Source organism: Photorhabdus sp. RW14-46, assembly GCF_963887965.1.
GTDB lineage: Bacteria > Pseudomonadota > Gammaproteobacteria > Enterobacterales > Enterobacteriaceae > Photorhabdus > Photorhabdus laumondii.
The window spans coordinates 1-25,486 of sequence record NZ_CAWPHH010000019.1; the positions used below are offsets into that span (position 1 = coordinate 1).

Genomic DNA, 25,486 nt, shown 5'->3' on the forward strand with positions numbered 1-25,486 from the left:
ATGGTGAGATTCGCCCTTATCCTTACTCAAACCGGTGGCTGGATTGTTTCACGCTCCCCGAACAGGCGGCTCGCTTATACCGTCAGGCGTTTCCGTTGGTGGACGTCAGTGTGCTCAGCGATGAAGAAATCCTGACGCATAAAGGGGTAGCCCTGATGGAGCTGGTGCAAAAACATATTCGCTGTCGGGATATGCAGGAATGGCTCCTCCAATTGGTGGAACTCTTGAATGCGGGGTATAATACAACTGAGCAGCGCAATGTGGTGTTACGCTATATTTTACTGAATGGACATACGCCGGATCTCTCACAATTTGTCCATCAACTGATTGAACAATCTCCGGAGCATGAAACGATGTTGATGACTATTGCAGAACAGCTTGAACAAAAAGGGCTTGAGCGAGGTATCAAGCAAGGTATTGAACAAGGTATTGAACAAGGTATTGAACAAGGTATTGAGCAGGGTATTGTGCAAGGCCGAGAGGAAGGCCGAGCGGAAGGTAAACTGGAAACGGCTCGTGCCTTATTACGGCATGGCGTGAGTTTGGATATTATTGTCACCAGTACCGGGCTGAGCCGGGATAAAATTGAAATGTTAAAGCATTAAATTCATCTTCTCTTTTACAGCAAAATGCCGATATTTAAGATCGGCATTTTTGTTCTTATTCCAGGTAATGGCTATACAAGGCACTTTTACGTTTGCCCGGCGAAGCTGAAACCGGTCAGACTGAAACAGCAATCTCCGGAGCATGAAACGATGTTGATGACTATTGCAGAACAGCTTGAACAAAAAGGGCTTGAGCGAGGTATCAAGCAAGGTATTGAACAAGGTATTGAGCAGGGTATTGTGCAAGGCCGAGAGGAAGGCCGAGCGGAAGGTAAACTGGAAACGGCTCGTGCCTTATTACGGCATGGCGTGAGTTTGGATATTATTGTCACCAGTACCGGGCTGAGCCGGGATAAAATTGAAATGTTAAAGCATTAAATTCATCTTCTCTTTTACAGCAAAATGCCGATATTTAAGATCGGCATTTTTGTTCTTATTCCAGGTAATGGCTATACAAGGCACTTTTACGTTTGCCCGGCGAAGCTGGAACCGGTCAGACTGAAGCAACTTTATAGGGGGCGAAATGACACCCTAAGAATATGGGGAACGCGGTTAGGTGAGTTGTTTGCAGAAACAAATGATTCGAAACTTCAATGTTCATGCGCCTGATGTGACCGTTTATTACTGATTTTGGCATCTGAACAGAATTCATGACACCCTTTATTGATGAGATCGGCGGTTATTTTATTGATGAGAGCTTGCCGAATACCCTGCTGTTGACCCAGATCCCATTCAGAAATGGAATGGGCTGAGGGTTGACCAGAAAAGCTATATATTGGATGATGAGCTATTGATAATTTCAATTTGGTGATGGGTAAGTCATTTGACTTCATTCTTAAAATATTATCTGGCGGTAATCAATATTTTGATAAAGTGGTTATTATTATGCGAATACAAGTTAAAAACTCATTTAAATGAATGGCATTCATTGAATAGTTGTTGTAAATAAATAACTATTCCAAAATAGTACTCCACTTCGTACAACTCCTTGTGTAGCAAGGACATACATAGCAGAGTTATGAGTTAGTACGGTCTATCAAGCATCAAATTTGCACTATTCAGATATCAATCAAATAGACTAACTGTATCGGTATTATGAAATCCTATTTATACCCGTTATCCTTCAAGTTGCTTCTTTGTTGGCTGCACTCGCTCACCCCGGTCACATCGTTATCTATGCTCCCGGGGATTCGTTCCCTTGCCGCCGCGATGCATCTTGAAATCCATTGGGTATATATTTATAACTAAATACCTATATTCAATTATTTATTAAAATCATAAAAACCAATAGCGAAATTAATTTAAAATTTATGATTGATATTATTTTAAAAACAACATAGATATTAAAATTTACAATCCAACATAGTATCAAACATTCTTTACCAATTAATTAACAGCAAAGTATCCCCTCATATTTCAATTATTCAAGATTAATCATTTAGAATATATTAACCACCTATTATTCTTATAAAATCATCTATTTATGCCTTCTATAACTCACATCCTTAAATGTTAAAGATAAAGCGGCTATAATAGCTGGAATGGATAAAATGGCAAAAATAGTGCTATAACTTAATTCAAGCCTGATCAATTCTGCGCCAAATAAAGTACCGAAAATCCCACCAAATCTTCCAAATCCTAACATCCAGGCAACTCCCGTAGCCCTACAATGAGTCGGATAAAATTGTGCAGAGATTGATCCCATCGACGCCTGAGCGCCATTCATCGTTATCCCGGCAAGAAATATAAGAATACTCAATAATAATACATTTTCTTCCTGACCAATAAAAAAGACCAAAATACCAGCCAGGGCATAATTAGTTGCAACTACTTTATGAGGATTAATTCGATCCATTAACCAACCGGAAAAAACCGTGCTTATTACGCCTCCTAAAGGAAATAATGCTGTCAATGTTGCCGCCATGCTAACACTGAAACCAACATCGTTCATTAAAAACGGCATCCAACTTGTCAGAACATAAAAAACCAATGCTCCCATGCAATAGGTTATCCATAACATTGCCGTCCCAATTAAGAATCGATTAGATAAAACCGTTTTAATTGACGACTTATGTATAATTTCTTCTCCATCAAAGGTAAACTTATTTATATCATTTAAAGTATTACCGGTCATTTTAGACAAAATTCGTCTTATATTACCTTCTGCCCCCCCTTTCGAAACCAAATACCTAAGTGATTCAGGTAATAGAGAAAAGAGAAATAGCGATAGAAATAACGGCAGAATACCCCCTAAAATCAAAACCCCTTGCCAACCAAAATGTGGAATAATCCATGCAGAAATTATCCCACCCACCGCTGCACCAAGAGGAAAACCACAAAAAACGATATTTATTAACAAAGATCGCCGATTCTCTGGAGCATATTCAGATATTAAAGTTATTGCATTTGACATTGCCGCACCAAGACCTAACCCAGTCAAAAAACGCAAAATAGTTAATGTCTGTATTGAATCGGCAATAGCGGTAGCAAGACTAAGCAGGCCAAAAACAGTGACAGATATTGTCAACACTGACTTTCGACCGAACCGATCCGCAAGTGGACCGGCAAAAATCGAACCCAATGATAACCCAACAAGAGCGGCGCTCATAGCCGGCCCAAGAATAGCACCTTCTACTTTAAAATCATTAACCACGGCTGGTGCAATATACCCCATTAATACCGTGTCAAAACCATCAATAACAACAATTAAGAAACATAAAATTAATACTTGCCATTGAACTTTCGAGAATTTTTGATTATTAATAACATGTTGGATACTGACTGTTTTAGTGCTATTCATCTTGAATCACCAATGTCATAAAATTCACTCCTCTTAACTATAAAGATAAATTATCAGTTTAATAATAGATGTAAAGAAAATTTATTTTCAATGTTTCCTGCGTTAATTTTATTAATATCCATATTATCATCATGAAAAACATAATTGACGTTATTATTTTCACTTTAGAACATTCCCCTGAAATATTTCCATTGACTAATAATCATCTCTTTAATTTAAAATCTCTGTTCTCTGAATTCACAGATAAAAATCTGCATTAATAACAATGAAAGACATGTGATTCTAAAAACCTATCCCACTCTTGAGATCTCAGGAATTCCTAATCAATTGTCTCAATTGCCCTTTTATGATTTTTCCACTTGCGTTTCTGGGTAAAGTTAAAAAAGTATAACCTTTAGGGCGCTTATAGCGCGCCATTACCGTACAAATATAATTGTCCAATTCATACTCTGTAACTGATGAAGTTTCTTCGAGCTCTATAAATGCATACGGTACTTCACCCCAATGTGAATCTGGCTTTGCTACAACGGCGGCAGCTAAAACACCGGGATAGTTTGACAGTATATTTTCCAATTCCAGACTAGAAATATTCTCACCACCAGAAATAATAATATCTCTCTTTCTATCTACAATTCTGACATAGCCATCATTTTCAACGACAGCCAGATCCCCTGTGAAAAGCCATTGACTTGCTGCATCAAGAGTCACATGCCGATCTGGATCATAAGATGCAACCATATTTCCACGAATTACGAGCTCACCAACAGTCTTTCCATCAAAAGGCACCTGTAATCCCGTATTTTCCTCAATAACACAAACTTGACCTTGTAAATTTGAGACAATGCCTTGACGCATCCTCTTGGATATTCTTACGGATTTAGAGAGCTTCTCCCAATCGCTCTTCTCTTCACACACAACGACCGGGCCATATGTCTCAGTCATACCATAGACTTGTGTTACTGCTATTCCAATGGAATCTAATAGAGAAAACATCATCTCTGTAGGCGGCGCACCTGCGACTAATCCATGAATTTTCTCCTTAAAATGCAGCCCTTGTTTCCGCGCAATAGTACCTAATGCGCAATGGACAATAGGCGCTCCACAATAGTGTGTTACCTTATGCTTCTGCATTAGCAATATCGCTTCTTCTGCGTCAAACTTGCGCATACAGATGTGTGTACCTCCCCGAGCAGTGATAGCCCACGGAAAACACCACCCATTACAGTGAAACATTGGTAACGTCCATAAGAACGTCGGTCGTTTTGGTATATCCCAATCCAGAACATTAGAAATAGAATTAAGAAACACGCCACGGTGAGAATAGACAATAAGTTTAGGTTGTCCACTTGTTCCTGAAGTTACATTTATGCTGATCGCCTCTTGTTCATCTCGTAGAGAAAAAGACAACTCTCCCGATTTATGCGTAGTTATCAGCGATTCATATTGAATAAATTCCCGGTCAGAAATTGATTCTGAAATGACTGCGCCATCCACATCAATAACGATGATCTTTACTTGTTTGTCTAGAGAAACATCATCCAACAGTGAAATAAAGGTTCTATCAATAAACAATACCTTAGGATTAAGTTTTTTAAATATAAAATTTAAAGTATTTGAGTCCGTTCGGGTACTGAGCGCATTCAAGATACCGCCTGCCATTGGAACCGCAAAATGTAATTCAAGAAGCTCGTGTATATTGGGTAGAAGCGCGGACACAACTGTTTCTTTACAAACGCCCATTTTTTTCAAAGCTATTGCAAGCCTTTCACACCGAGATGCATATTGGCTCCAAGTCCAATGACATTCTCCATCTATGACAGCAATATCATCTCCATTACTCAGTATTGCTCGTCTTAGAAATGAAATAGGCGAAAGCGCGACACCATCATATTCACTTAAGAAAAAATTAGAATCAGTCATATTTCTCACTCCCTTTTTTATATATGCTAAAAGCGATTGATATCATGATAAGAAGCAATATAGCGTCGATAATAATTGGTGCATCAACTCCACCAAATTGCTGAGCATATGGTGTTACAGCTTGGCCGACTGCTTGAGCTAAGAAAGTACTTGTTCCTAAGAATCCATAAATTGCAGGTATTTGTTCAACAGGATAAGTCTTCGATATAAACTGATGAAAGGCAGTGAAATAAATGGTACTGCCAAGACCACCCAATAGTAACATTACCCAAAAGCCTAAGTGAGCTGATATCAAAAGAGCACCGCTCGGTTGCAAAAACAAAAGTATAAGAGAGATGACGAATCGTGCCTTTAAAGCTATTTTTCGTAACAGCTTACGCAGTGGTAAAACAAAAAAACCTCCCGCAGCCGCAACAGCAAACGAATAGCCAACCTCTATTGGATTGAATCCACTAGCGTATACAGCAAAGATAGGCCATGAGGCTAACCATAAACCAAGACACATAAATTCCAGATGGTGAACCAGAAGTAACCTCCAATTACGACTAAGGAGTTGAGCTAACGTTATCCGAATATGTTCACGACTATGATTGTCAGTAGATGTAATAGCAGTTTTTTGGGGCAATATTATCAGACACAAGGAATACAGAATTGCTGAGAATAAGAAAACACTATAAAGGTCAAACTTCGCAACGATAATCCCACCTGCCATTGGACCCGCTAAACGCCCAGCATTTTGGGAAATAACATAGCTATCATTCACCGACTCAAAATTCGGAGATTGGGAAAATCTATTAAGCTGCGTTCGCCAAGAGATAATGAATCCTGAAAAAAAAGCCCCTTCCAGCAGTCTGGAACACAATAGTAAACTAACAGGGTTGCTAAAAAGGAATAAACAGATGCTACAAGACATAAGTCCAATTAATGCACCGGTATATATCTGTAAACAATTTTTAGGTGAGATAAATTGCCCCATAATAGGCTGGAATACCATTCTTCCAATAGCAGTTCCCGATAGGAAGACGGCTGCTTGTGTTGTGGAAAAATCCGTTGTTTCTACAAACAAAGGTATATAACCCACGGCCGCAGTAGCTGCGGCCCAAAAAAGGAAACCTCGAACAAATGTAGTAAAAGGTAGCAGATCTAATTTTCCGTTCATAACTCGGCCTCTACTCTACTTGAACTATTGAGGAACTGTGTTTGTCTTAGAGACCTGTTCATAAACCGCAGCAAGCAATGCAACTGAATTTTCGTGAGTTGATAACTCTGAGTTCGCATCTCCACCACTTAAAAAATCGCGAAGCTGCTCTTTTCTTGCGTGGACATTCAAGCCCGCGCATAGAGGGAGGCTTGGGTTTAACTGTGATAGATCTTTGCGGTTGATTCGTAACACAGTTTGTTCTCCCCTCCGGGTAAACATTGGATGGGTAGCAATAGTTATATTAAAATCTTCCGGTATCGTGTCACCTTCTGTCAGTTTCCGAAAAGAATTCGATACGATGCTAATTGAGCAGAAATGCCCTAGATGAATATTTACGATTTCCTGTCGTATTCGTCCATCGCTTGGAATACTATTCGGCATTATCCTGCCAGTTAAGGTTGTTTCTATCAGATCCATGCTGAAAAACATTCGATGTTGAATACCTTTGGAATAATTTCCTATTACTGAGAAGTCTAACTCACCATAGTCCGACAATTGATGTGCAATTTGATCTTGATTTTTATCCTCTTCCTTAAGGGCATGTGAATAAGTCGTAAATGGTAGAGCTTCCGCTAGCGCATTTGGGCGGACTACCATTGTTTTGACATGTGGTTTCAGGAGGTCTATATCCTGTATTTTTTTATTGTAGAGTGCAAAGCGAGCAACCAGATCTAAATAATGATACCCAGAATAAAATAATACTCCATAACCGTATTTAAGTGGATGGTTTTCCAAATTGAGCATTTCCGATGGAATTACCCACCACCCGCCACCAAAATGAACATGCATTGATGTGATAGGTATTTGGAATGAGCTCATGAATTCAGTTAGAAACTTTTCCACATATCTATATCCAAATTGCATTCGACGTTCACAACTGATTACAAATCTACTGTTGGTTTTTCTCGAAGCAGTCAATAGTTCTGCAAAATCTACCATTAAATTTTCCGCGTTTGACGAATAAGGGGCGGTTATTGGTTTATCCATGAACACGTTCAGTCCATTTTCGGCTGCCCATAGAGCATATACTTTATGAGCTTTTGGTTCAGTGCTCACTATAACAGCATCAGCCTGATAGACTTCTGGAATTGCAGAAAGTAACCTGTAAATTTCGTCTGAATCTGGATAATTTCTGTATTTTTCATCAAGAAATAAGTATGCTCTGGGCTTTAATCCCTTCTCATTTAATGCACAGCGAATTTTCATTTCTCGGCATTTCAAGTCAACTATAAGCATAACCTCAATGGTATCGCGGTACTCCAATAGAACATCTAAATATCTATTTAAAAAGTGAGGACCACATCCAAATACGATTAGTTTCCGTACTGGTTTATGCTTTTTTTTCATAAATATAGCTCCTGTGGTCGCAGAATTGGCGCTTTACTGTCAATACTGTCATAGTAATGAGCCAACCAACCAGCAGCACGACTAAAGCAAAGGAGAGCAGTATTCATGTGCGACTTGAAACCAGCTCTACGAAGTAGCAACCCATTAAATAGATCCGGATTTGGGTATAATCCCCGTTGCGAAAAATACGGCCTTTTCGATACTTCCGATGCAAGTTCCTGTGAAATATTTACATAGGAAGAAATAACATCGAATTTTGCCTTCTGTTTGATAAGAATATCGCTCATGTAAGAAGCTCGTGGGTCTGGTTGTTTGTAAATTCGATGACCAAATCCCATAAGACGTTGCTTTCTTTCTACTAGTTCATCAATAAAAGTACTAATATTTTTAGAATTGTCGTGTATATCATCGATCATTAAACCAACTGCCCCACTCGCTCCGCCATGAAGAGGACCGCTGAATGCGCAAATACCCGCAGCTACAGCATTAAATGGATCTGCACCGGAACTCGCTACAGCTCTAACGGTTGCAGTTGAGCAGTTCAGCCCATGTTCTGCATGAAGAATTAAAAACTTGTTTAACATTTCTTCTGCTACATCGTCACACTGTTGGCCAAAACATGTTGCTAAAAAGCTTGCAAAGAATCGATGCTTAGTACCGAAAAAAGTTTTAAATACAGGTTCGGATATAGCATATTTCTGAGCATATATAGCAATTGCGGCAGCTATTGCTGCCAAAATAGATGCAGTAATTATCAAACGTTCGTCCTTTGTTTTTACAGAACAGTCAGAAAGCCATTTACCCTGCGAAGATAAAACTGCAATTGTGAGGAAATCAGTGGGAGTAGTATCGAATATTACTGGTGTTAACTTTTCAATATGCTTGAGTGCTGATAGGTAATTGTTATGGAGCATATCTAAAAACTCTTCACTTCCTTCTGAATTTAGTTTTCCTGTAATCAGAAGATACACAACATCACTAAAAGAATAGTTATTTGCTAGGTCTCGGACATTATGGCCTCGGTACTCAAGCTTCAACTCTTTTTCATCGATTCGACCTATATTACTTCTACAGATGGCTGTTTGCATTAAACCTTCATCGAGTATCTTCATCTTTATTTTTCGATTTGGCTTGAGAATAGTTTGGTCTGACAATTGTTGTACTTCAAAAAATTCGTTAATTGATCTTGCCAAAATTTTCGATGTCATGCTCTATTCCTCTTCATAATATATGTTCATTAAACTGACACATTGATTTAAATAGGATTACAATAATCAAATTATTACACTAGCTAATGACGATGTTTGGATACGAATCAATATCTTACTCATCGTAATATGTTTAGCTAAAAGAACTAACATCATTCCGTCTATAAAATTGACTTCTCGACCTGTACCATATGTAATTTCTCTGCCACTATTTCACATGCGTCAAGTAATGAATAGAATAAATTTTCTAATTCCGCTCGACTTCCAATAAGCAATTTTTGCTTCAGCGTATTCTCACTTTCTTTTAGGTTTTGCGTATATTTAATAATGTCGGTGAGAATTTCGTTGTCTCTGTAATATTCCAAAACCTGAGTTTTCTTTGTTGGATAGAAACCACTTTTTAGGATTTGCAAAGGGCGTAAGCAACCGTGATCGGTAAGTTTCATCATCAGCCCAAGCATATAATGTGCTCGATGTCCATATGTACCAGAAATCAGATAAGAACGAGCTATTTGCCTTATAGTAAATAAATTATTAATAATGCCATATATATCGCTTTTCAATGACGGTTTCATTTCTAAAGCAAGATCCCCATAGACACGCTTAGTTCCATTAATGAGCGCATATGCTCTGAAACTAGGATACTGGTGAACATTCGATTCACTATATACAGAGATGGATAAATCCTTGAACCTAGATTGTGTTGAGCGAATTGCTTCAAGGATAACTGTATCGACCTTATCCACGATAACAATAGAGTCTATATCTGAACCACTTCTCATATCACCTCGGGCAGCACTACCGTGGAGATAAAAGGCTAATAATCTATCTCCAATAAACTGCCTTAAAAGAATAATCACTTGATCAATAATCGGTTGTAATGAAAGAAGATCGTCTACTTTACCCTGTGCTGAAACAATACGTGTCTCCGGGTAAAAGTGCTGCAACAACGTCGAATAGTACTCCGCGATTCCACTTAACCGTGCCGCTGCATCACGAAAAATATTAATATTGGATAAAAGTTCTTTTTCAAACTTTTGCCAAGATGTATTGCAAGTGACCAGCCAATTAAGATCTTCTGTTGGTATTTTCAAAACATATGCACTATTTTTGTGAATACAAGATAGTTCCTCCGATTCGAGCAAACGATATAGCCCCAATTCGGCGTAACGCATTGCCCAACCAAGCTGGCGTACTCCCCAAACGTGAGTCTTTGGCGTCAAGTTTCTGAGGTAGTAAAGACGTGCAATATGAGCAACGCTAAAAACTGCTTGTCTATATATATCAAGATTTCCTTTGATATTAGGGAGTACCACATCACTTATTTTTTCCGACCGTAAGAGCCAAGGATTCTTAGTAAATTGCCACATACAATGAGGCGGATAATATGACAACTCATTAATCGTAAGATAATTTAGGGTAAACTCAAAAAACTCCGCCTGAAGGTATCTTAGCGATGTAATGCAACCTGTGACGAAATTATCAGGTAAAATCACGTAGAAATGCCTCACACACCGAGAAGAATAATCGGGTTGACGGAGATATGAATCAGTTTCCACAATACCAAGGAGATTCTCTCCAAAAACTTCTAATGCGGACTGAATAAAATAGTCAGTTCTTGCGTCCATATAAATTTACTCTATAAGTATATCAAATCCATAAATCATGCATCGAATCAAGCTACATGCTTTAATAGGTTATAGTCGTAAGCAACAGGGATCTCAATTAAAAACGGTTCATTAAGAAGATATGCCTGTTCCAAGACTTTCGGAAGTTCTTCTGGATTCTTGAGTAAAACAGATTTCATTCCGTTAGCATTCGCCAATAAATGAAATTGAACCGGCCCTAGCTCTGTCATGCCTTTTACCGGTTCTTCACTATGTAAGCCTTGATAATACTTTATTAAACCGAAACAAGAATCTGACAGTACTATGATGATAACTGGCAATTTGTATCTAACAGCTGTTTCCAAGTCTTGACTTGTAGAATGAAAACCGCCATCGCCACAAATGGCTACAACTTTTTCTGAGGGATTACAAAGCTTCGCGGCTAACGCTGCGGGAAGGCCGAAACCAAAACTTCCACACACGTTGGAACAGATGAATCTATTAGGCATATGAGTACGGGCTAATAAACCAGCGTACTGTTTGTGCAAACCGACATCACTGCATAGAATACCACTATCCCCCAAATAGTTGCTGATTACCTTCATAATCCTAGGAATATCAGTCGTTCCAGGCTTAACACTAATTGCTTTTCGCTCATCGAAGATCTCTTTAAGCTCTTTATGTTTTTCAGAGAAACCTTGGTTCCTCACAGTACAAACATTCCTGAGATAACGCAATGACTGCTCAATATTGCCTAAACAATTCACTTTTGGCTGAAAAACTTCTTCCATCGGAATATCGAAACTATTTATTACAATAGTATCCTTATTACAGCCCCACAAAGATGGTTTTAGATCTTCCCCAAAGTCGTAACCGATTAAAATAAGAAGATCAACATCGTCGAAAAGGTCTGATAGTATTGGCCGACGATATACTCCATCAAGATATTTATTAGCTGCGGTTAAAAATAAACGATGTTTTTCAGATATTGCACCTTTTGCAGCCAAAGAACATATTATTGGAACATTGAGCTGCTCTGCAAAGAGTCTTACTTCATTTTGAGCTTGTTCCCGTAGTACCTGGTTACCAATGATGATCATTGGATAACGTGAATTATTTACCAAGCTAGCTACTTTTTCCAAATTAGCCACTACAGGTGCCGCAGGTTCCGTTCTTTTTGGTATTTGCAATCCTTCAAGAATATTAGCAGCTTCTTGAGCAGAGATTTCCTGCTTAAGGACATCTATAGGTATACTCATATAAACTGGGCCAGGTAATTTATCAATAGATACCTTTATTGCGGAAGGGATTTTTTGTCGAATGTCTTTAATACCTTCGATCTGGAAACTTACCTTTGTAATTGGCTTCATAAAACTTACATTATCAATACATTGATGAGTTAAGTTGTACTTAGCCTGTTCATTTGGTATTTGAGCTGATGCTACTATCATAGGAGAACGATCTAATATTCCTGAACATACTCCTGTCGCTATATTGGTAAGGCCGGGACCAAAAGTAGACCAGCACATTTGCGGTTTTCCTGTAAATCTTCCTAAAACATCAGCCATAATGCCAGCTGTAAATTCATGTCTTGTAAGGAAGAATTCGATACCAATTTGATTTGCAAATCTAATAGCCTCTGCTTCACCGCCTACAATACCGAAGCATTTGGTTACACCTTGGCGCGCAAGCGCACGCAGAAATAGTTCATCAAGTTTCATGTGGTCGTCCTTTGTGTTTAGAGTTTAATTTATAAAGCAACATTCATGAATGTTTATTAAAAATTCAGATATTTTTAATATGTACAGACTATGCCAATATTAATCTTCAGCTCTAAAAAGGCTTTTTGTGTGATCCAGCTCATACAAGGAACTTAACTACATAAATATCGTGATAACTGCTAAATCGATTTTTTTGAATTAGCTTATACAGGGTAGCTATTAAAAAGTAGTTTAATTATTTATATCAGTCAAGAAAACTAATTTGATTATCGTCACAATAGTAAATAGCAACAAGGCAAATTTTCAAAATAGTAGATAGTTTAAAAAAGAACCTAATCCGATTTTTACAACCTGATTAATAAGCAAGAATCTAGACTTAAGTCTTTGTTCCTACATGTCTATTCATTCTTAGTTGAATAAAACCAAACAATAGTACGGTTTCATGAGACAAGTAACCATTACCATCAATCCATGCAAAATTAATTAAAAAATTAAGGGAATACTTGGTGCACAAGTCGCCTATCAGCACGAGCGCACCCAGCAATACGGCAGATTAACTCATTGCAAGCTATAATCCCGGTGCCTTCCATAATGAAGTTGTCAAACCATGATCGACCAACGTTAATTGATCGGCGTATATCGCCTGCCAGTCCTGTTTAGCCTTCTGATACACTTCACAATGTTCAGGATTTGGCTGATATTCATGTTGCCAACGCACCAATTTTTCCCCCGTCGCCCCCATTGCATCATAAAGCCCAACCCCCACTCCGGCAGCAATGGCACACCCCAAAGCGGTCGATTCTTTAACCATCGGCACCCGAACCGGCAACCCTGTCACATCAGATAAAATCTGACTCCATAATTTTCCTTTTGAACCACCACCCGCGAATACCAGTGAATCCGGTTTCACTGCGGAAAAAGCAGAAATCAGATCCAAGTTACAGGCCGAGACAATCGCGGCATTCTCTTCCAATGCACGAAATAGAGTCGCTTTATTGCATTTCTCAGGATCAATGGAAAGGTTAATAAAGGAAGGTGCTGCGTGATACCAAGCTTTAAACCGCATCACATCAGAGAAAATGGGTATGACACCGTAAGCGCCCGCCGGAACTCTGGCCGCCATATCTTCCAGTAAGCTATAAGTATCAACGCCAAGACGCTCCGCCAACAGCTTTTCTTCCGCGCAAAATGCATCCCTAAACCAACGCATGGTTAAGCCAGTAAAGAAACTAATCGACTCCGCCTGAACCATGCCGGGAATAACATGAGGATTTATCCGTGTATTCATATTTGGGTCAGTGACCGGTTCAGGCAGATTGACAACCTGCTGCCAAAATGTGCCACCAATAACGGCGGTCTGGGCAGGTTTGACCACACCTAAACCAAGACAGCCGAGCTGTACATCACCACCGCCCATAATGACCGGTGTGCCAATATTCAGTCCACATTGAACAGCGGCTTTCTCCGTGACGTAACCTAACAAGGTTCCCGTCTCTTTTACCGGCGAGAGAATATCAGAACGCAATCCTGCCATCTCAAGGAGATCGGGACGCCAATCACGGCTTACCAGATCCAGCATGCCTGTCGTACCGGCATTGGAGGGATCGACTGCCAACTCACCACTGAGCATATTTGCCAGCCAGTCGCTGATCATGGTTAAGGCCGTCGCCTGATGATAGATATCCGGGCGATGATGAGCAAGCCATAACAGACGAGGCATTGCACCCAACGCTAATGTTTGCCCTGAACACCGATACACATCATATTCAAAAGTGCTGTCATACAACGCCTTCAATTCACTCACTTCTTGGCTGGAACGCGCATCCACATTAGCACAAGCCCAGATCGGCTCACCATTGCGGTTATAAAGCACGATACCTTCCCGCATAGAGCAAGAAGCCACTCCCTGAATAGCACTGGCAGGCAATTGTGCGGTTTTCAGCGCCTGACGGATACATTGGCAAACAAGCTGCCAGTTCGTCGCTAAATCAAACTCCATTGAACCCGGTACATCAGGTACAGGCTGATGTATCCATTCAGCCTGCCCTGCGGCAATCTGATTTCCTTCAAGATCAAATATCACTGCACGAACACTCCCTGTTCCTGCATCAAGCGCCATCAGATATTTTCCCGATGGATTAGCACTACGGCGTTGATTCATGATGCTATCCTCAGTTCAATTACTTTTTGAATTTATATACCCGTCATCTTTCAAGTTGCCTCTTTGTTGGCTGCACTCACTCACCCCGGTCACATCGTTACCTATGCTCCCGGGGATTCGCTCCCTTGCCGCCGCGATCCCTCTTGAAATCCATTGGGTATAGCTTTACCTCAAATTTTTTCTGCTTACTTTCACGGATAGAATAAATATAGGGTTTAACGCAGCAAATTCAGCATGACTCTGGCAGTCTGTTCTTCCGTCACCAGCCCATTGATATATTGACCATTCAGCGCAGCAATAATGGCTTCCGCTTTCTCTTCCCCTCCCGCAACACCAATCACTGTCGGGATGGTTTTCAGTTCTGGCATGGAGATACCAATCAGCTCCTGATGAATCTGCATATCCTCCACCAGTTCACCATCAGCGCGCATAAAATAACCAAGGATATCGCCCACAGCGCCTTTCCGACCAAACATTAGCTGTTCACCACCACTGATATAACCAGAACGCATAATTGTCGCCTGCTGTTGCTGATTAACTGCACCAATACCAACGATAGCAATATCAGCCGCACAAGCCGCTAGCAAAACATCTCGGACGCTGCTCTCCTGACGAAATGTTTCAGCAACCTGAGCAGTGGAAGCACGTAATGGGGCAGGGATAATATTGATTGAACAGGCGGCATCCAGTTGACCAATACCGGTCATATAAGGACCGACACCTCCAGATAGTGTGACTAACCTAATTTGTTGTGATGAGATAAAACCACTTAAATGTTGCAATGCGCACATGGTGGTTTCACCAAATCCCACGGCCAATAATTGCTGCGGTTCAATCAATGCCATCAGCAAATGTGCCGCACCAACCCCTAATCTGGCACTAAGATTCATATTCGCCAGTGCAGGCAAAACGCGCACCTGTTTCAAAGAGAAATGTTTTTGCAGGGTATCTTCCAGCGCCAAACACCCCTCGTAACGAGAGTTAATTTGTACCCGAATGACGCCTGATTGCCGCCCTTTCTCCAGTAATCTGGAGACTTTTAACCGGCTCAAACCAAGCAAATCGCCGATGTCACCTTGTGTCAGGCCATCGTGATAGTAAAACCATGCAATACGCGCAAGTAGCTCTTCTTCACTCATGCTATTACCCGGACTGGCGTCCTCAGACGGTATATTTTTCTCTTTAGCTGATTTTTCTTTCACTGATTTTATCGACATAACCACTTTCTTTTATCCGCACTCAACAGATAACCATTAAAACGTATAACACGCCAGAATTTTACCGCAAAAATTTGAACACAATTCAATGAATATATAAATTTTTCACAAAGTATGATTTAAATATTGCCAAGCTCACAATTTAACAGCTACCATGTTGAACAATTGTTTTTTAAATAGATAAATGTTCATTTTGTTTGCCTCCGCACCTGCATGTAAGAGGATGCCGCGATGTTACATAACAACACCGCAGTACCACCGCTATTAGAAGTCAGTGGCATCAGTAAGCAATTTTCCGGCGTAATGGTACTGAAACATATTGATTTTACTCTGTTTCCAGGGCAGATACAGGCTCTGTTAGGGGGTAATGGTGCGGGCAAATCAACACTGATGAAGATTATTGCCGGTCTCGAACAGCCGGATAAAGGCACGCTCAAGATTAGCGGTCATCATGTTAGCCATCTTAATCCCACTAAAGCCCACCAATTCGGTATTTATCTGATACCACAAGAACCACTGTTATTTCCGAATTTGTCTGTACAGGAAAACATCCTGTTTCGTTTGCCAAAGCATCAGGTAGATAAGTCTAAAATGAAACAGCTACTGGCATTACTTGGCTGTCAATTAGATCTACATGTCAGTGCTGGCAGCCTTAATGTTGCCGATCAACAACTGGTCGAAATTATGCGTGGCCTGATGCGTAATTCGAAAATCTTAATCCTTGATGAACCTACCGCCTCCCTAACACCAGTAGAAACCGAACGCTTATTTGCCCAGCTCCGTGAGCTACAACAGCAAGGTGTCGGCATCATTTTTATTTCCCACAAAATCCCTGAAATTTACCAACTAGCAGATCAGGTCAGTGTCATGCGTGACGGCACTATTGCCTTAAGTGGCAAAATCCGCGATTACACAACGGATGACATTATTCAGGCTATTACACCGGCCGCAAAAGATCAGCCATTAAATGGCATCCCAAAATTGGGTCTGGATCTTAGCAATAACCAGCACCAGACAGTACCTGATCGACCAATACTGACAGTCACCAAGCTAAGCGGTGAGGGTTTCAGCAATATCTCATTCTCAGTGAAACCGGGTGAAATTCTTGGTTTGGCCGGGGTTGTTGGTGCTGGCCGTACAGAACTGGCTGAAACACTTTATGGCCTGCGCCCTGCGGTATCCGGCGAAATTAAGTTAAAACAACATACTGTTAATGGGCTAAAAACTGCTCAACGTCTGGCTCAAGGTTTGGTTTATTTGCCGGAAGATCGACAGTCATCAGGATTATTTCTGGATTCATCACTCGGCTGGAATATCTGCTCACTAACCCACAACCGCAATACATTCTGGATACGCCCTGCCTATGATACAGCGGTACTTGAACGCTATTGCCAAATCCTAAATATCAAATTCAGCCATATCAACCAACCAATTAAAACGCTGTCCGGTGGTAATCAACAAAAAATTCTGATTGCTAAATGTCTGGAAGCTCACCCCGCCGTCCTGATTATTGATGAACCTACACGTGGTGTGGATGTCGCGGCACGCAATGATATTTACCAACTGATTCGTCATATCGCCCAACAGCAAGTGGCCATTATTTTTATTTCATCGGATCTGGATGAAGTGGTTCGAATCGCTGATCGGGTATTAGTCATGCATCAGGGAGAAATCAATGGCGAGCTAACTAAGCAACAGATGGATGTTGACACCATTATGCATATCGCTTTCGGCGAACATAAACCACAACAGGCGGCATCATGTTGAAACTTATCCAGAATAACCGCGAAATTACCGCATTGATTGCCATTCTCTGCCTATTTGGCTTACTCAGTGTTATCGACCACCAGTACTTTAGCTTACAAACTGTCACCCTCGTTTTTAGCAGTGCGCAGATCCTTATCTTGCTTGCAATGGGGGCAACACTGGTCATGCTGACTCGCAATATTGATGTCTCTGTCGGCTCGATTGCTGGCTTATGCGCGGTCATTATGGGAATGTCACTGAATGCCGGCTTTAGCCTGTCCGTTTCCTGCCTGTTGACTCTTCTGCTCGGCATGTGTGCCGGATTCTTCAATGGCGCGCTGGTCACCTGGTTGAAAATTCCTGCGATCGTTACCACCCTCGGCACGTTGGGGCTTTACCGCGGGCTGATGTTATTGCTTACTGACGGTAAATGGATTGAAGGCTTACCAGACGAATTAAAACGCCTTTCCGCACCTTTATGGCTCAATATCTCACCTATCGGTTGGTTGTTAATGATCCTGATATTAGCAATGGCGTGGATACTAGCAAAAACCACATTTGGCCGGAGCTTTTACGCCACCGGAGACAACCTGCAAGGCGCTCGTCAACTGGGCGTTCGTACAGATAGCATTCAAATTATCGCCTTTTCCGTGAATGGTGTCATGGCCGCGCTGGCCGGAATTGTTTTTGCCTCCCAGATCGGTTTTATCCCGAATCAGACCGGCAGTGGGCTGGAAATGAGAGCTATCGCAGCTTGCGTGCTAGGCGGTATCAGTCTGCTTGGCGGCACCGGTACAGTGATCGGTGCTATTTTAGGCGCATTTTTCCTGACGCAGATAAACAGCGGATTAGTACTGCTAAAACTCCCTGCCTGGTGGAATGATTTTATTGCCGGATTTGTTCTGCTGGCGGTATTGATTTTTGATGGACGCCTTCGTTGTGCCATCGAAAAAAATATCCGCCAACAGAAATATGCCCGTTTCCTCAAAAATGACAAAAGTAATCAGGTGACATAATGAATATCGGTCAACGTTATGGCTGGGAATTCGCCTTAGCCGCATTACTGATTATTGAAATTCTGCTGTTTGGCATAGCAAACCCGCGCATGCTGGATATCAATATATTGTTGCTGAGTACCAGTGATTTTATCTGTATCGGGATTGTGGCCTTGCCACTGACTATGGTTATTGTCAGTGGCGGTATCGATATTTCATTCGGTTCAACTATTGGTCTGTGCGCGATATCACTCGGAGTGATGAATCAGACTGGTATTCCAATGGCCGCCGCTATTCCTTTGACACTACTGGTCGGTGCAATATGTGGAATAATCAATGCAGCACTCATTTTATATACCGGCATTAACCCATTGGTTATCACACTCGGTACCTTATATCTGTTCGGTGGCAGTGCCCTGCTGCTTTCCGGCATCTCCGGTGCAACCGGTTACGAAGGTATTGGTGGCTTTCCACCCGCATTGACTGATTTTGCCAATTTGACTTTGTTTGGCCTACCTATGCCATTGATGCTATTTCTACTCTGTGTCCTTATTTTCTGGCTGTTCATGCATCGTACCCACAGTGGACGCAATATTTTTCTGATTGGGCAAAGCAGTAAAGTTGCCCGTTACGCGGCAATTCCTGTTGCCCGAACCCTATATCTTCTCTATTCCCTGACCGGCATAGCTTCTGCTATTGCCGCCATTGTATTAGTTTCTTATTTTGGATCAGCGCGCTCCGACCTTGGCGCGTCATTTCTGATGCCAGCCATCACCGCGGTAGTATTGGGCGGAGCCAATATTTACGGGGGTTCAGGTTCAATTATCGGTACCGCGCTGGCTATATTATTAATTGGTTATTTACAACAGGGGTTACAAATGGCCGGCGTCCCCAGTCAGGTATCCAGTGCCCTTGCCGGTGCCCTGTTGATTATTGCCGTGGTAGGACGTTCCATCAGCTTGCACCACCACCAAATCCGTGACTGGATACAACGATGGCGAAATCAGAGATTGTCTTCATAAACCTACAGATTGAATTTTATGACATTACAGTCCCTCTGAAACCCAACAATATGGAGAGAGTAATGAAAACCCTAATCCTGAAAAAACTGGCTCTAATTAGCCTGTTAAGTCTGGCTTGCGCCTCTTGGGTACACGCCGCCGAAAGAATCGCTTTCATCCCTAAACTGGTCGGTGTCGGCTTTTTTACCAGTGGCGGCCAAGGTGCGGTAGCCGCCGGGAAAGCCTTGGGTGTCAATGTGACCTATGATGGGCCAACTGAACCCAGTGTTGCCGGGCAAGTTCAGCTTATCAACAACTTTGTGAACCAAGGCTATAACGCTATTGTGGTCTCTGCGGTTTCACCGGATGGCCTGTGCCCCGCGTTGAAACGCGCCATGCAACGGGGAGTGAAAATCCTGACTTGGGATTCAGACACTTCACCGGAATGCCGTTCAATTTATATTAACCAAGGAACACCAAACCAACTGGGCGGAATGCTGGTGGATATGGCTGCCAATCAGGTGCAAAAAAAGCAAGCCAAGGTCGCGTTTTTCTACTCCAGCCCAACGGTCACTGACCAGAACCAATGGGTAAAAGAAGCTAAAGATAAAATTGCCGCGGAACATCCAGGTTGGGAGATTGTTACCACCCAGTTTGGTTATAACGATGCCACCAAATCCTTACAAACCGCAGAAGGGATCTTAAAAGCCTGGAGTGATCTGGACGCCATTATTGCCCCGGATGCCAATGCCCTGCCAGCCGCGGCACAAGCAGCAGAAAATCTGAAACGACAAAATGTTGCAATCGTGGGTTTCAGCACCCCCAATGTCATGCGCCCTTATGTTGAACGCGGAACCGTCAAGCAATTCGGGCTATGGGATGTGGTTAATCAAGGCAAAATTTCAATCCATGTCGCCAATGAATTACTCAAGAAAGGTGATTTAAATGTCGGTGATAAACTAGATATTCCCGATATTGGCATGGTTGAAGTTGTACCAAACCGCGTTCAGGGTTACCGCTATGAAGCTAAGGGAAACGGTATTGTTGTTCTGCCTGAACGGGTCATTTTCACCAAAGACAATATCAATCAATACGATTTCTAATACGACTGTCCAGCAATCTCTACCATGCAGAGTTGCTGGACCAATGTAAGTGAGTTAGGAGAAAAAAATGGCAGATTTAGATGATATTAAAGATGGTAAAGATTTTGGTATTGATATCCCGCAGAAGAACAGCCTGTTTGAACTGAAAGGCTGCGGCGCGCTGGATTGGGGAATGCAATCACGACTTTCACGCATTTTTAATCCCAAAACCAATCGAACGGTGATGTTGGCTTTCGACCACGGTTATTTTCAGGGGCCAACAACCGGGCTTGAACGCATCGATATCAATATTGCCCCGCTGTTTCCCCATACCGATGTCTTGATGTGTACCCGCGGTATTCTGCGTAGTCAGGTTCCACCCGCGACCAACAAACCGGTGGTCTTGCGGGCTTCCGGTGCCAACTCGATTCTGACGGAGCTGTCCAATGAGGCGGTCGCGGTTGCGATGGAAGATGCTTTGCGCCTGAATGTCTGTGCAGTAGCCGCTCAGGTCTATATCGGCTCTGAATATGAGCATCAATCAATTAAGAATATTATCAAATTAGTCGATCAGGGAATGCGTTACGGTATGCCAACAATGGCAGTCACCGGCGTTGGGAAAGATATGGTTCGGGATCAGCGCTATTTTTCTCTGGCGACGCGCATTGCGGCCGAGATGGGCGCACAAATCATTAAAACTTATTATGTCGATACTGGCTTTGAGCGTATTGCCAGCGGATGTCCGGTTCCTATTGTGATTGCCGGTGGTAAAAAGTTACCAGAAAAAGAAGCTCTGGAGATGTGTTACCAGGCTATTGATCAAGGGGCTGCCGGTGTTGATATGGGACGTAATATTTTCCAATCCGAAGCACCGGTTGCCATGTTAAAAGCGGTTCAAGCAGTCGTACACCAGAATGAGAATGCCAGCAAAGCTTACGAGTTATTTTTAAGTGAAAAACAATAAGGAGAATCGAGATGCACGTAACTTTGGTTGAAATTAATGTTAAGCAAGACAAATTAGACGAATTTATTGAAGTTTTTCGCCTCAATCATCTGGGATCAATTAAAGAAGCAGGCAATTTACGTTTTGATGTATTACGGGATGAAAATATCCCTACCCGCTTTTATATTTATGAAGCCTATGTTGATGAAAACGCGGCTAACACACACAAGCAAACCCCTCATTATCTGAAATGTGTTGAACAACTTGAATCTCTGATATCTGAGCCCAGGAAAAAGAGATCGTTTATTGGTGTGATGCCAGAAATAAAATAAATATACCCGTTATCTTTCAAGTTGCCTCTTTGTTGGCTACACTCACCCCGGTCACATAGTTATCTATGCTGCCGGGGATTCTCCCCCTTGCCGTCGCGATCCATCTTGAAATCCATTGGGTATATATATCAGATAGTTTTATTCGATATGAGAAGATGACTTAAACCTAACATTTAGCACTAATACAACGAGTTAACTAATCATCAGGATCACCACCACCTATACTCATTGGTACCATACCGAGATCATCAATAATAGTTTCAATGTCTTCCATAGCAGTTTCTGATGCAGAAACAGATTTTGACTCGACAATAACGGATAAGCTATTTTTGTTTACACGATCCTCGAACAACATGATAGCCATTCCATCACCCTGCTTAGAAGACCACTGTAAACCCTGAGCCTCTAAATGTTGGTTATGGATTTTAGCTGCTAACCGTTGCGTAAAAGGGTATTTATCTGCTGTTGAATTAATCACCTGTGATTTGGTAACTCCCCATCGTCTTAATGTTCTGGCATTTAATTCAACTAACACTAAATCTGTGACTGGTTCAATAACTGAGTATACTTTTTGATTAAGGCTCCCACAATCAAATGGCAGCCCCTCTGAAGGCGATCCAACATCGTGAAAAAGTGTTTCCAGCGCAACTGTGCTAAAATTTTCTGCACCATACAATGTATCCCGTCGCTTTTATCGGATTAAACCGCCCTGAACCATAACCAGGATTAAATTGAATAGCAGAAAATGCCTCATGGTGAAGACGATAAATTGGCTTTCCTGCTTTCCAAATATAATAATTACTTATATTCAGTCTTTCTGGGAATTCCGAATCTCCTTGTAATTCTTGGTCTTTTTTCTTAACCATGAACATCCCTTTCCAGTTCTTCCCTAGCAGCAATAAGTACTTGCTCTGGCATTGCTCTCAAGACTTCTTTGGGTTTTTTATTACCTAACCAACTATTATGCGAACCAAACCAAACAGCCAATCCCCAAGAGGTCTTTTTATTACCAAATAACGTGATTATTTTCTTAACAATATCAAGAGGTTTGAAATCTTCATTCAAAGCATATTGAGGAAAATAATCTTTACCATCAATCGTAATCGCAAAAATCTTATTACTGTTTTTCCATCTGTTTGGCCCTGCGCTCTTATTACTGGATTTAAACCCGTACCCCTCTGAAACAGCCATTGAGGTTAACCAGATTGAATCTGATAGGATTGATTCCTTTAAAGCCTTTCGACGTGCTGAAAAGCGAGCATCACGATCTTGCTTATGTTCAGATGATAGTTTCGTGACAGAATTATCTGCCTTTATCTTATTGAACTCTTTCTTTTTGGGTTGAATCTCAGGTTCTGCTTTCTGCCTCACTTTCTTACTGGTCTTAAGTACAGAGGGAACATCATCTGTTTTTGAACTAACAAAGCATGAAGTTGGATGAGCATCATTATCATAAGTAGCAATAGAATTCACCGTTGCAACTGCGGTGCTTACTGCAACATATAAGGCTTTACAGTATTCAGTAGTACTAGCTATGTTACGATCCAGTTTGATAATTAAATATTCAGCATTTTTATCAATTTTACGTTCGATGAGCTCAGATCCACTCAATGTTTCTATTTCCACTGATTTCTTCACCTTAGTGGACGAATGCATTCTAGTTGTCATAGTATACCTTCTCATCATAGCAGCATATGGATATATTCAATATATAGGATATATCATGGCTAGTCACCATAGCGCCAATAATAAATATTGTTGTTACATTGTAACCCTTGTGTACTGACAAGATTTTTATTCAAAAGAGGAATATTCACTGCTGTTATAAGAAAAAAATTTAAGAACAAAAACAATAAGCTCTACCTTTTTGAAGTTAGCTATTCAACTAAAACAGAGAGCAAAATTAATCAATTTTTTTATTAAAAATGGCTTCATCAAAATCATTATTACGTGTCAACCACAGAAAAAGTGCTTTCAGAGAATTACAATCATTCTTCGTAGTCTCCAGTGGAGCCGTGTTTGAGTTTCGTTGCCATCTCAGTAGCAACCTGATTCATATCCAAACCTTCACCAGTAAAATTAGCAGGAATGTTTTTTAACTCAGTTGTTCCCCGTTGAGCAAACTCAACAAAATTAATAATCTCTTCATACATATGTGCAGGCACGGCATAGAACTGGATCTGATTGTTTGATGAGATAGCAATAGCATCTCCTTGGGCTTCCGCCAAAGCTGCGCTAGGATTGGATTTGAACTTGCTTATCGGTATGGTGTAACCACACATAACCTTCTGTAACATATATACCCGTTATCTTTCAAGTTGCCTCTTTGTTGGCTGCACTCACTCACCCCGGTCACATAGTTACCTATGCTCCCGGGGATTCGTTCCCTTGCCGTCGCGATCCATCTTGAAATCCATTGGGTATAGAATACCTCCACTTAACATGGTCACATATAGTTCTAAATTTAGATCCAAATATAGCTCTATATTTGGAGACCACTAACATCTCGTAGATTAATAAATTATTAATTTACAGGGTTCTCATAATAAACCAGTACACTCTGATCATGTTTTTACTTCTCAGGACTATACTGTGAAGCAGTATATATTTGCAACCAGAAGGGCTAACGTAGCATCAATATTCCTCATTCTCTTCCACGTTCTTTCTTTATAAACCTCTATTCATATTTATCCTCCAGAAATAACGCTACGTTTTCCTTGGCTATCACTAAAATCAACAAATAAAATTCCCAACAGAATCTCTCAAAGTCAAAATCTGTATTACTGAATGTCGTGTTAATAATACCGATATCGCCAATAAACAATTGCTTTAAAACCAACCAAAAAGATTGACTTTTAATCAAATTTCGCTATTTTTGAGGAATGGAAAGAGCCTTGATTAGCATTCTCCTCTTTGATACTAACTTAGGATATTTCAAAATGCTCCCCAAACAGGCAAGCATACTTATGTTTTACCTTCTTGGCAGCATGGCGAAAGTTAGAAGAAAAAGAGACGAGTCTGACAACCAAACTACTTTCTTATCTACATCATTCATACCAATGACATAGGAGTACATATATTTTGGCTGACTTAATCTATCTGACAATAAAAGGGAAAAATCAGGGACTAATCTCTGCGGGTTGTTCATCAATTGACTCGATTGGTAATAAATGCCAAGTTAACCATCAAGATGAAATTCTAGTTTACGGTTTGAGCCACTCAATGTTACGTAAGAAAAACGTTAAACATCAACCAGTGGTAATTAAAAAACCCATTGATAAATCAACGCCTCTGTTAGGTGTTGCAATTTCCAATAATGAAGTAATGGATTGTTTTATTAACCATTATCGGACAAGTTTAAATGGAGGATTAGAATTATATTTTAATTTAAAGCTAATCGGAGCTCAAATATTGGAATACAGTGTACTCCATCCCAATTCTTTAGAACATAATGACCAGCAACCTCAAGAAACTCTATCGTTAATATATAAAAGTATAACGTGGAACCATATTATCGCAGGGACCGGCGGTTATAGTATATGGGAAGATACGGTATATTAACTTCCAATAAGATACCACCTCCCAAACGGGAGGTATTTA

General features: G+C 41.0%; 23 protein-coding genes and 1 pseudogene. 9 read left to right on the forward strand and 15 right to left on the reverse strand.

Features of this window, described 5'->3' with window-relative positions:
• Together AACQ38_RS15095 and AACQ38_RS15100 are read left to right on the forward strand one after the other, a co-directional pair.
• Nucleotides 1–605: Rpn family recombination-promoting nuclease/putative transposase (locus AACQ38_RS15095; protein ID WP_165578493.1), on the forward strand; the 605-nt coding region annotated here is incomplete at its 5' end.
• 117 nt (nucleotides 606–722) lie between these two features.
• A pseudogene (locus AACQ38_RS15100) lies at nucleotides 723–983 on the forward strand (ISNCY family transposase); the annotation flags it as partial.
• Nucleotides 984–1,195: 212 nt separating this feature from the next.
• On the opposite strand, the gene AACQ38_RS15105 reads toward AACQ38_RS15100, so the two are convergent.
• From AACQ38_RS15105 to lsrR, 10 genes are all read right to left on the reverse strand, one after another.
• On the reverse strand, nucleotides 1,196–1,438 hold the full coding sequence (locus tag AACQ38_RS15105; protein ID WP_125026243.1) for a hypothetical protein: 243 nt from the start codon (nucleotides 1,436–1,438) through the stop codon (nucleotides 1,196–1,198).
• Nucleotides 1,439–2,082: 644 nt separating this feature from the next.
• Nucleotides 2,083–3,405: an MFS transporter gene (locus tag AACQ38_RS15110; RefSeq protein WP_011147346.1), complete on the reverse strand. Its 1,323-nt coding sequence runs from the start codon at nucleotides 3,403–3,405 to the stop codon at nucleotides 2,083–2,085.
• A gap of 309 nt (nucleotides 3,406–3,714) precedes the next feature.
• A complete protein-coding gene (locus tag AACQ38_RS15115; protein ID WP_011147347.1) occupies nucleotides 3,715–5,325 on the reverse strand; it encodes an AMP-binding protein in 1,611 nt (536 codons plus the stop codon).
• Nucleotides 5,318–6,484 carry an MFS transporter gene (locus tag AACQ38_RS15120; protein ID WP_011147348.1) on the reverse strand — a complete coding sequence of 389 codons (1,167 nt, stop codon included), beginning with the start codon at nucleotides 6,482–6,484 and terminating at the stop codon, nucleotides 5,318–5,320. The genes AACQ38_RS15115 and AACQ38_RS15120 overlap by 8 nt, the downstream gene beginning before the upstream one ends.
• A gap of 24 nt (nucleotides 6,485–6,508) precedes the next feature.
• Nucleotides 6,509–7,873 carry a Gfo/Idh/MocA family oxidoreductase gene (locus AACQ38_RS15125; protein ID WP_011147349.1) on the reverse strand — a complete coding sequence of 455 codons (1,365 nt, stop codon included), beginning with the start codon at nucleotides 7,871–7,873 and terminating at the stop codon, nucleotides 6,509–6,511.
• Nucleotides 7,870–9,081: a citrate/2-methylcitrate synthase gene (locus AACQ38_RS15130; protein WP_011147350.1), complete on the reverse strand. Its 1,212-nt coding sequence runs from the start codon at nucleotides 9,079–9,081 to the stop codon at nucleotides 7,870–7,872. The genes AACQ38_RS15125 and AACQ38_RS15130 overlap by 4 nt, the downstream gene beginning before the upstream one ends.
• A 161-nt stretch (nucleotides 9,082–9,242) precedes the next feature.
• Nucleotides 9,243–10,709, reverse strand: coding sequence for a nucleotidyltransferase domain-containing protein (locus AACQ38_RS15135; protein ID WP_207631880.1), 1,467 nt, complete (start codon nucleotides 10,707–10,709; stop codon nucleotides 9,243–9,245).
• Nucleotides 10,710–10,756: 47 nt separating this feature from the next.
• Complete coding sequence (locus AACQ38_RS15140; RefSeq protein WP_165578494.1) at nucleotides 10,757–12,409, reverse strand: thiamine pyrophosphate-binding protein; 1,653 nt, start codon at nucleotides 12,407–12,409, stop codon at nucleotides 10,757–10,759.
• A gap of 568 nt (nucleotides 12,410–12,977) precedes the next feature.
• Nucleotides 12,978–14,570: an autoinducer-2 kinase gene (gene lsrK / locus AACQ38_RS15145; RefSeq protein ID WP_011147352.1), complete on the reverse strand. Its 1,593-nt coding sequence runs from the start codon at nucleotides 14,568–14,570 to the stop codon at nucleotides 12,978–12,980.
• Between the two features lie 215 nt (nucleotides 14,571–14,785).
• On the reverse strand, nucleotides 14,786–15,787 hold the full coding sequence (lsrR, locus tag AACQ38_RS15150) for a transcriptional regulator LsrR (protein ID WP_173362512.1): 1,002 nt from the start codon (nucleotides 15,785–15,787) through the stop codon (nucleotides 14,786–14,788).
• A gap of 231 nt (nucleotides 15,788–16,018) precedes the next feature.
• Between lsrR and lsrA the strand changes: the two genes are divergently transcribed.
• The 6 genes from lsrA (at nucleotide 16,019) to lsrG (ending at nucleotide 21,886) form a co-directional block, all read left to right on the forward strand.
• On the forward strand, nucleotides 16,019–17,554 hold the full coding sequence (gene lsrA, locus AACQ38_RS15155) for an autoinducer 2 ABC transporter ATP-binding protein LsrA (RefSeq protein ID WP_165578495.1): 1,536 nt from the start codon (nucleotides 16,019–16,021) through the stop codon (nucleotides 17,552–17,554).
• On the forward strand, nucleotides 17,548–18,549 hold the full coding sequence (gene lsrC / locus AACQ38_RS15160; RefSeq protein WP_165578496.1) for an autoinducer 2 ABC transporter permease LsrC: 1,002 nt from the start codon (nucleotides 17,548–17,550) through the stop codon (nucleotides 18,547–18,549). The genes lsrA and lsrC overlap by 7 nt, the downstream gene beginning before the upstream one ends.
• The gene (gene lsrD, locus AACQ38_RS15165) at nucleotides 18,549–19,550 is read left to right on the forward strand and encodes an autoinducer 2 ABC transporter permease LsrD (protein WP_207631881.1); all 1,002 of its coding nucleotides are present in this window, start codon (nucleotides 18,549–18,551) and stop codon (nucleotides 19,548–19,550) included. Before lsrC ends, lsrD begins: the two co-directional genes overlap by 1 nt.
• A gap of 62 nt (nucleotides 19,551–19,612) precedes the next feature.
• Nucleotides 19,613–20,632: an autoinducer 2 ABC transporter substrate-binding protein LsrB gene (lsrB, locus tag AACQ38_RS15170; RefSeq protein ID WP_011147357.1), complete on the forward strand. Its 1,020-nt coding sequence runs from the start codon at nucleotides 19,613–19,615 to the stop codon at nucleotides 20,630–20,632.
• 67 nt (nucleotides 20,633–20,699) lie between these two features.
• Nucleotides 20,700–21,575, forward strand: coding sequence for a 3-hydroxy-5-phosphonooxypentane-2,4-dione thiolase (lsrF, locus tag AACQ38_RS15175; protein WP_011147358.1), 876 nt, complete (start codon nucleotides 20,700–20,702; stop codon nucleotides 21,573–21,575).
• A gap of 11 nt (nucleotides 21,576–21,586) precedes the next feature.
• Nucleotides 21,587–21,886 carry a (4S)-4-hydroxy-5-phosphonooxypentane-2,3-dione isomerase gene (lsrG, locus tag AACQ38_RS15180; RefSeq protein WP_165578497.1) on the forward strand — a complete coding sequence of 100 codons (300 nt, stop codon included), beginning with the start codon at nucleotides 21,587–21,589 and terminating at the stop codon, nucleotides 21,884–21,886.
• A gap of 196 nt (nucleotides 21,887–22,082) precedes the next feature.
• Here the strand turns inward: lsrG and AACQ38_RS15185 are convergent, their stop codons facing one another.
• The 5 genes from AACQ38_RS15185 to AACQ38_RS15205 form a co-directional block, all read right to left on the reverse strand.
• A complete protein-coding gene (locus tag AACQ38_RS15185) occupies nucleotides 22,083–22,562 on the reverse strand; it encodes an RES family NAD+ phosphorylase (RefSeq protein WP_165578498.1) in 480 nt (159 codons plus the stop codon).
• Nucleotides 22,540–22,752, reverse strand: coding sequence for a hypothetical protein (locus tag AACQ38_RS15190; RefSeq protein WP_165578499.1), 213 nt, complete (start codon nucleotides 22,750–22,752; stop codon nucleotides 22,540–22,542). Before AACQ38_RS15190 ends, AACQ38_RS15185 begins: the two co-directional genes overlap by 23 nt.
• Nucleotides 22,745–23,512: an integrase gene (locus AACQ38_RS15195; RefSeq protein ID WP_165578500.1), complete on the reverse strand. Its 768-nt coding sequence runs from the start codon at nucleotides 23,510–23,512 to the stop codon at nucleotides 22,745–22,747. The genes AACQ38_RS15190 and AACQ38_RS15195 overlap by 8 nt, the downstream gene beginning before the upstream one ends.
• Before the next feature lie 362 nt (nucleotides 23,513–23,874).
• Nucleotides 23,875–24,183 (reverse strand): antitoxin of toxin-antitoxin stability system, encoded by a 309-nt coding sequence (locus AACQ38_RS15200; RefSeq protein ID WP_165578501.1) that lies wholly within the window; start codon nucleotides 24,181–24,183, stop codon nucleotides 23,875–23,877.
• Nucleotides 24,144–24,323 carry a hypothetical protein gene (locus tag AACQ38_RS15205; RefSeq protein WP_165578502.1) on the reverse strand — a complete coding sequence of 60 codons (180 nt, stop codon included), beginning with the start codon at nucleotides 24,321–24,323 and terminating at the stop codon, nucleotides 24,144–24,146. Before AACQ38_RS15205 ends, AACQ38_RS15200 begins: the two co-directional genes overlap by 40 nt.
• Nucleotides 24,324–24,967: 644 nt before the next feature.
• On the opposite strand from AACQ38_RS15205, the gene AACQ38_RS15210 reads away from it, so the two are divergent.
• The gene (locus AACQ38_RS15210) at nucleotides 24,968–25,447 is read left to right on the forward strand and encodes an Hcp family type VI secretion system effector (RefSeq protein WP_165578503.1); all 480 of its coding nucleotides are present in this window, start codon (nucleotides 24,968–24,970) and stop codon (nucleotides 25,445–25,447) included.
• Nucleotides 25,448–25,486 lie beyond the last annotated feature (39 nt).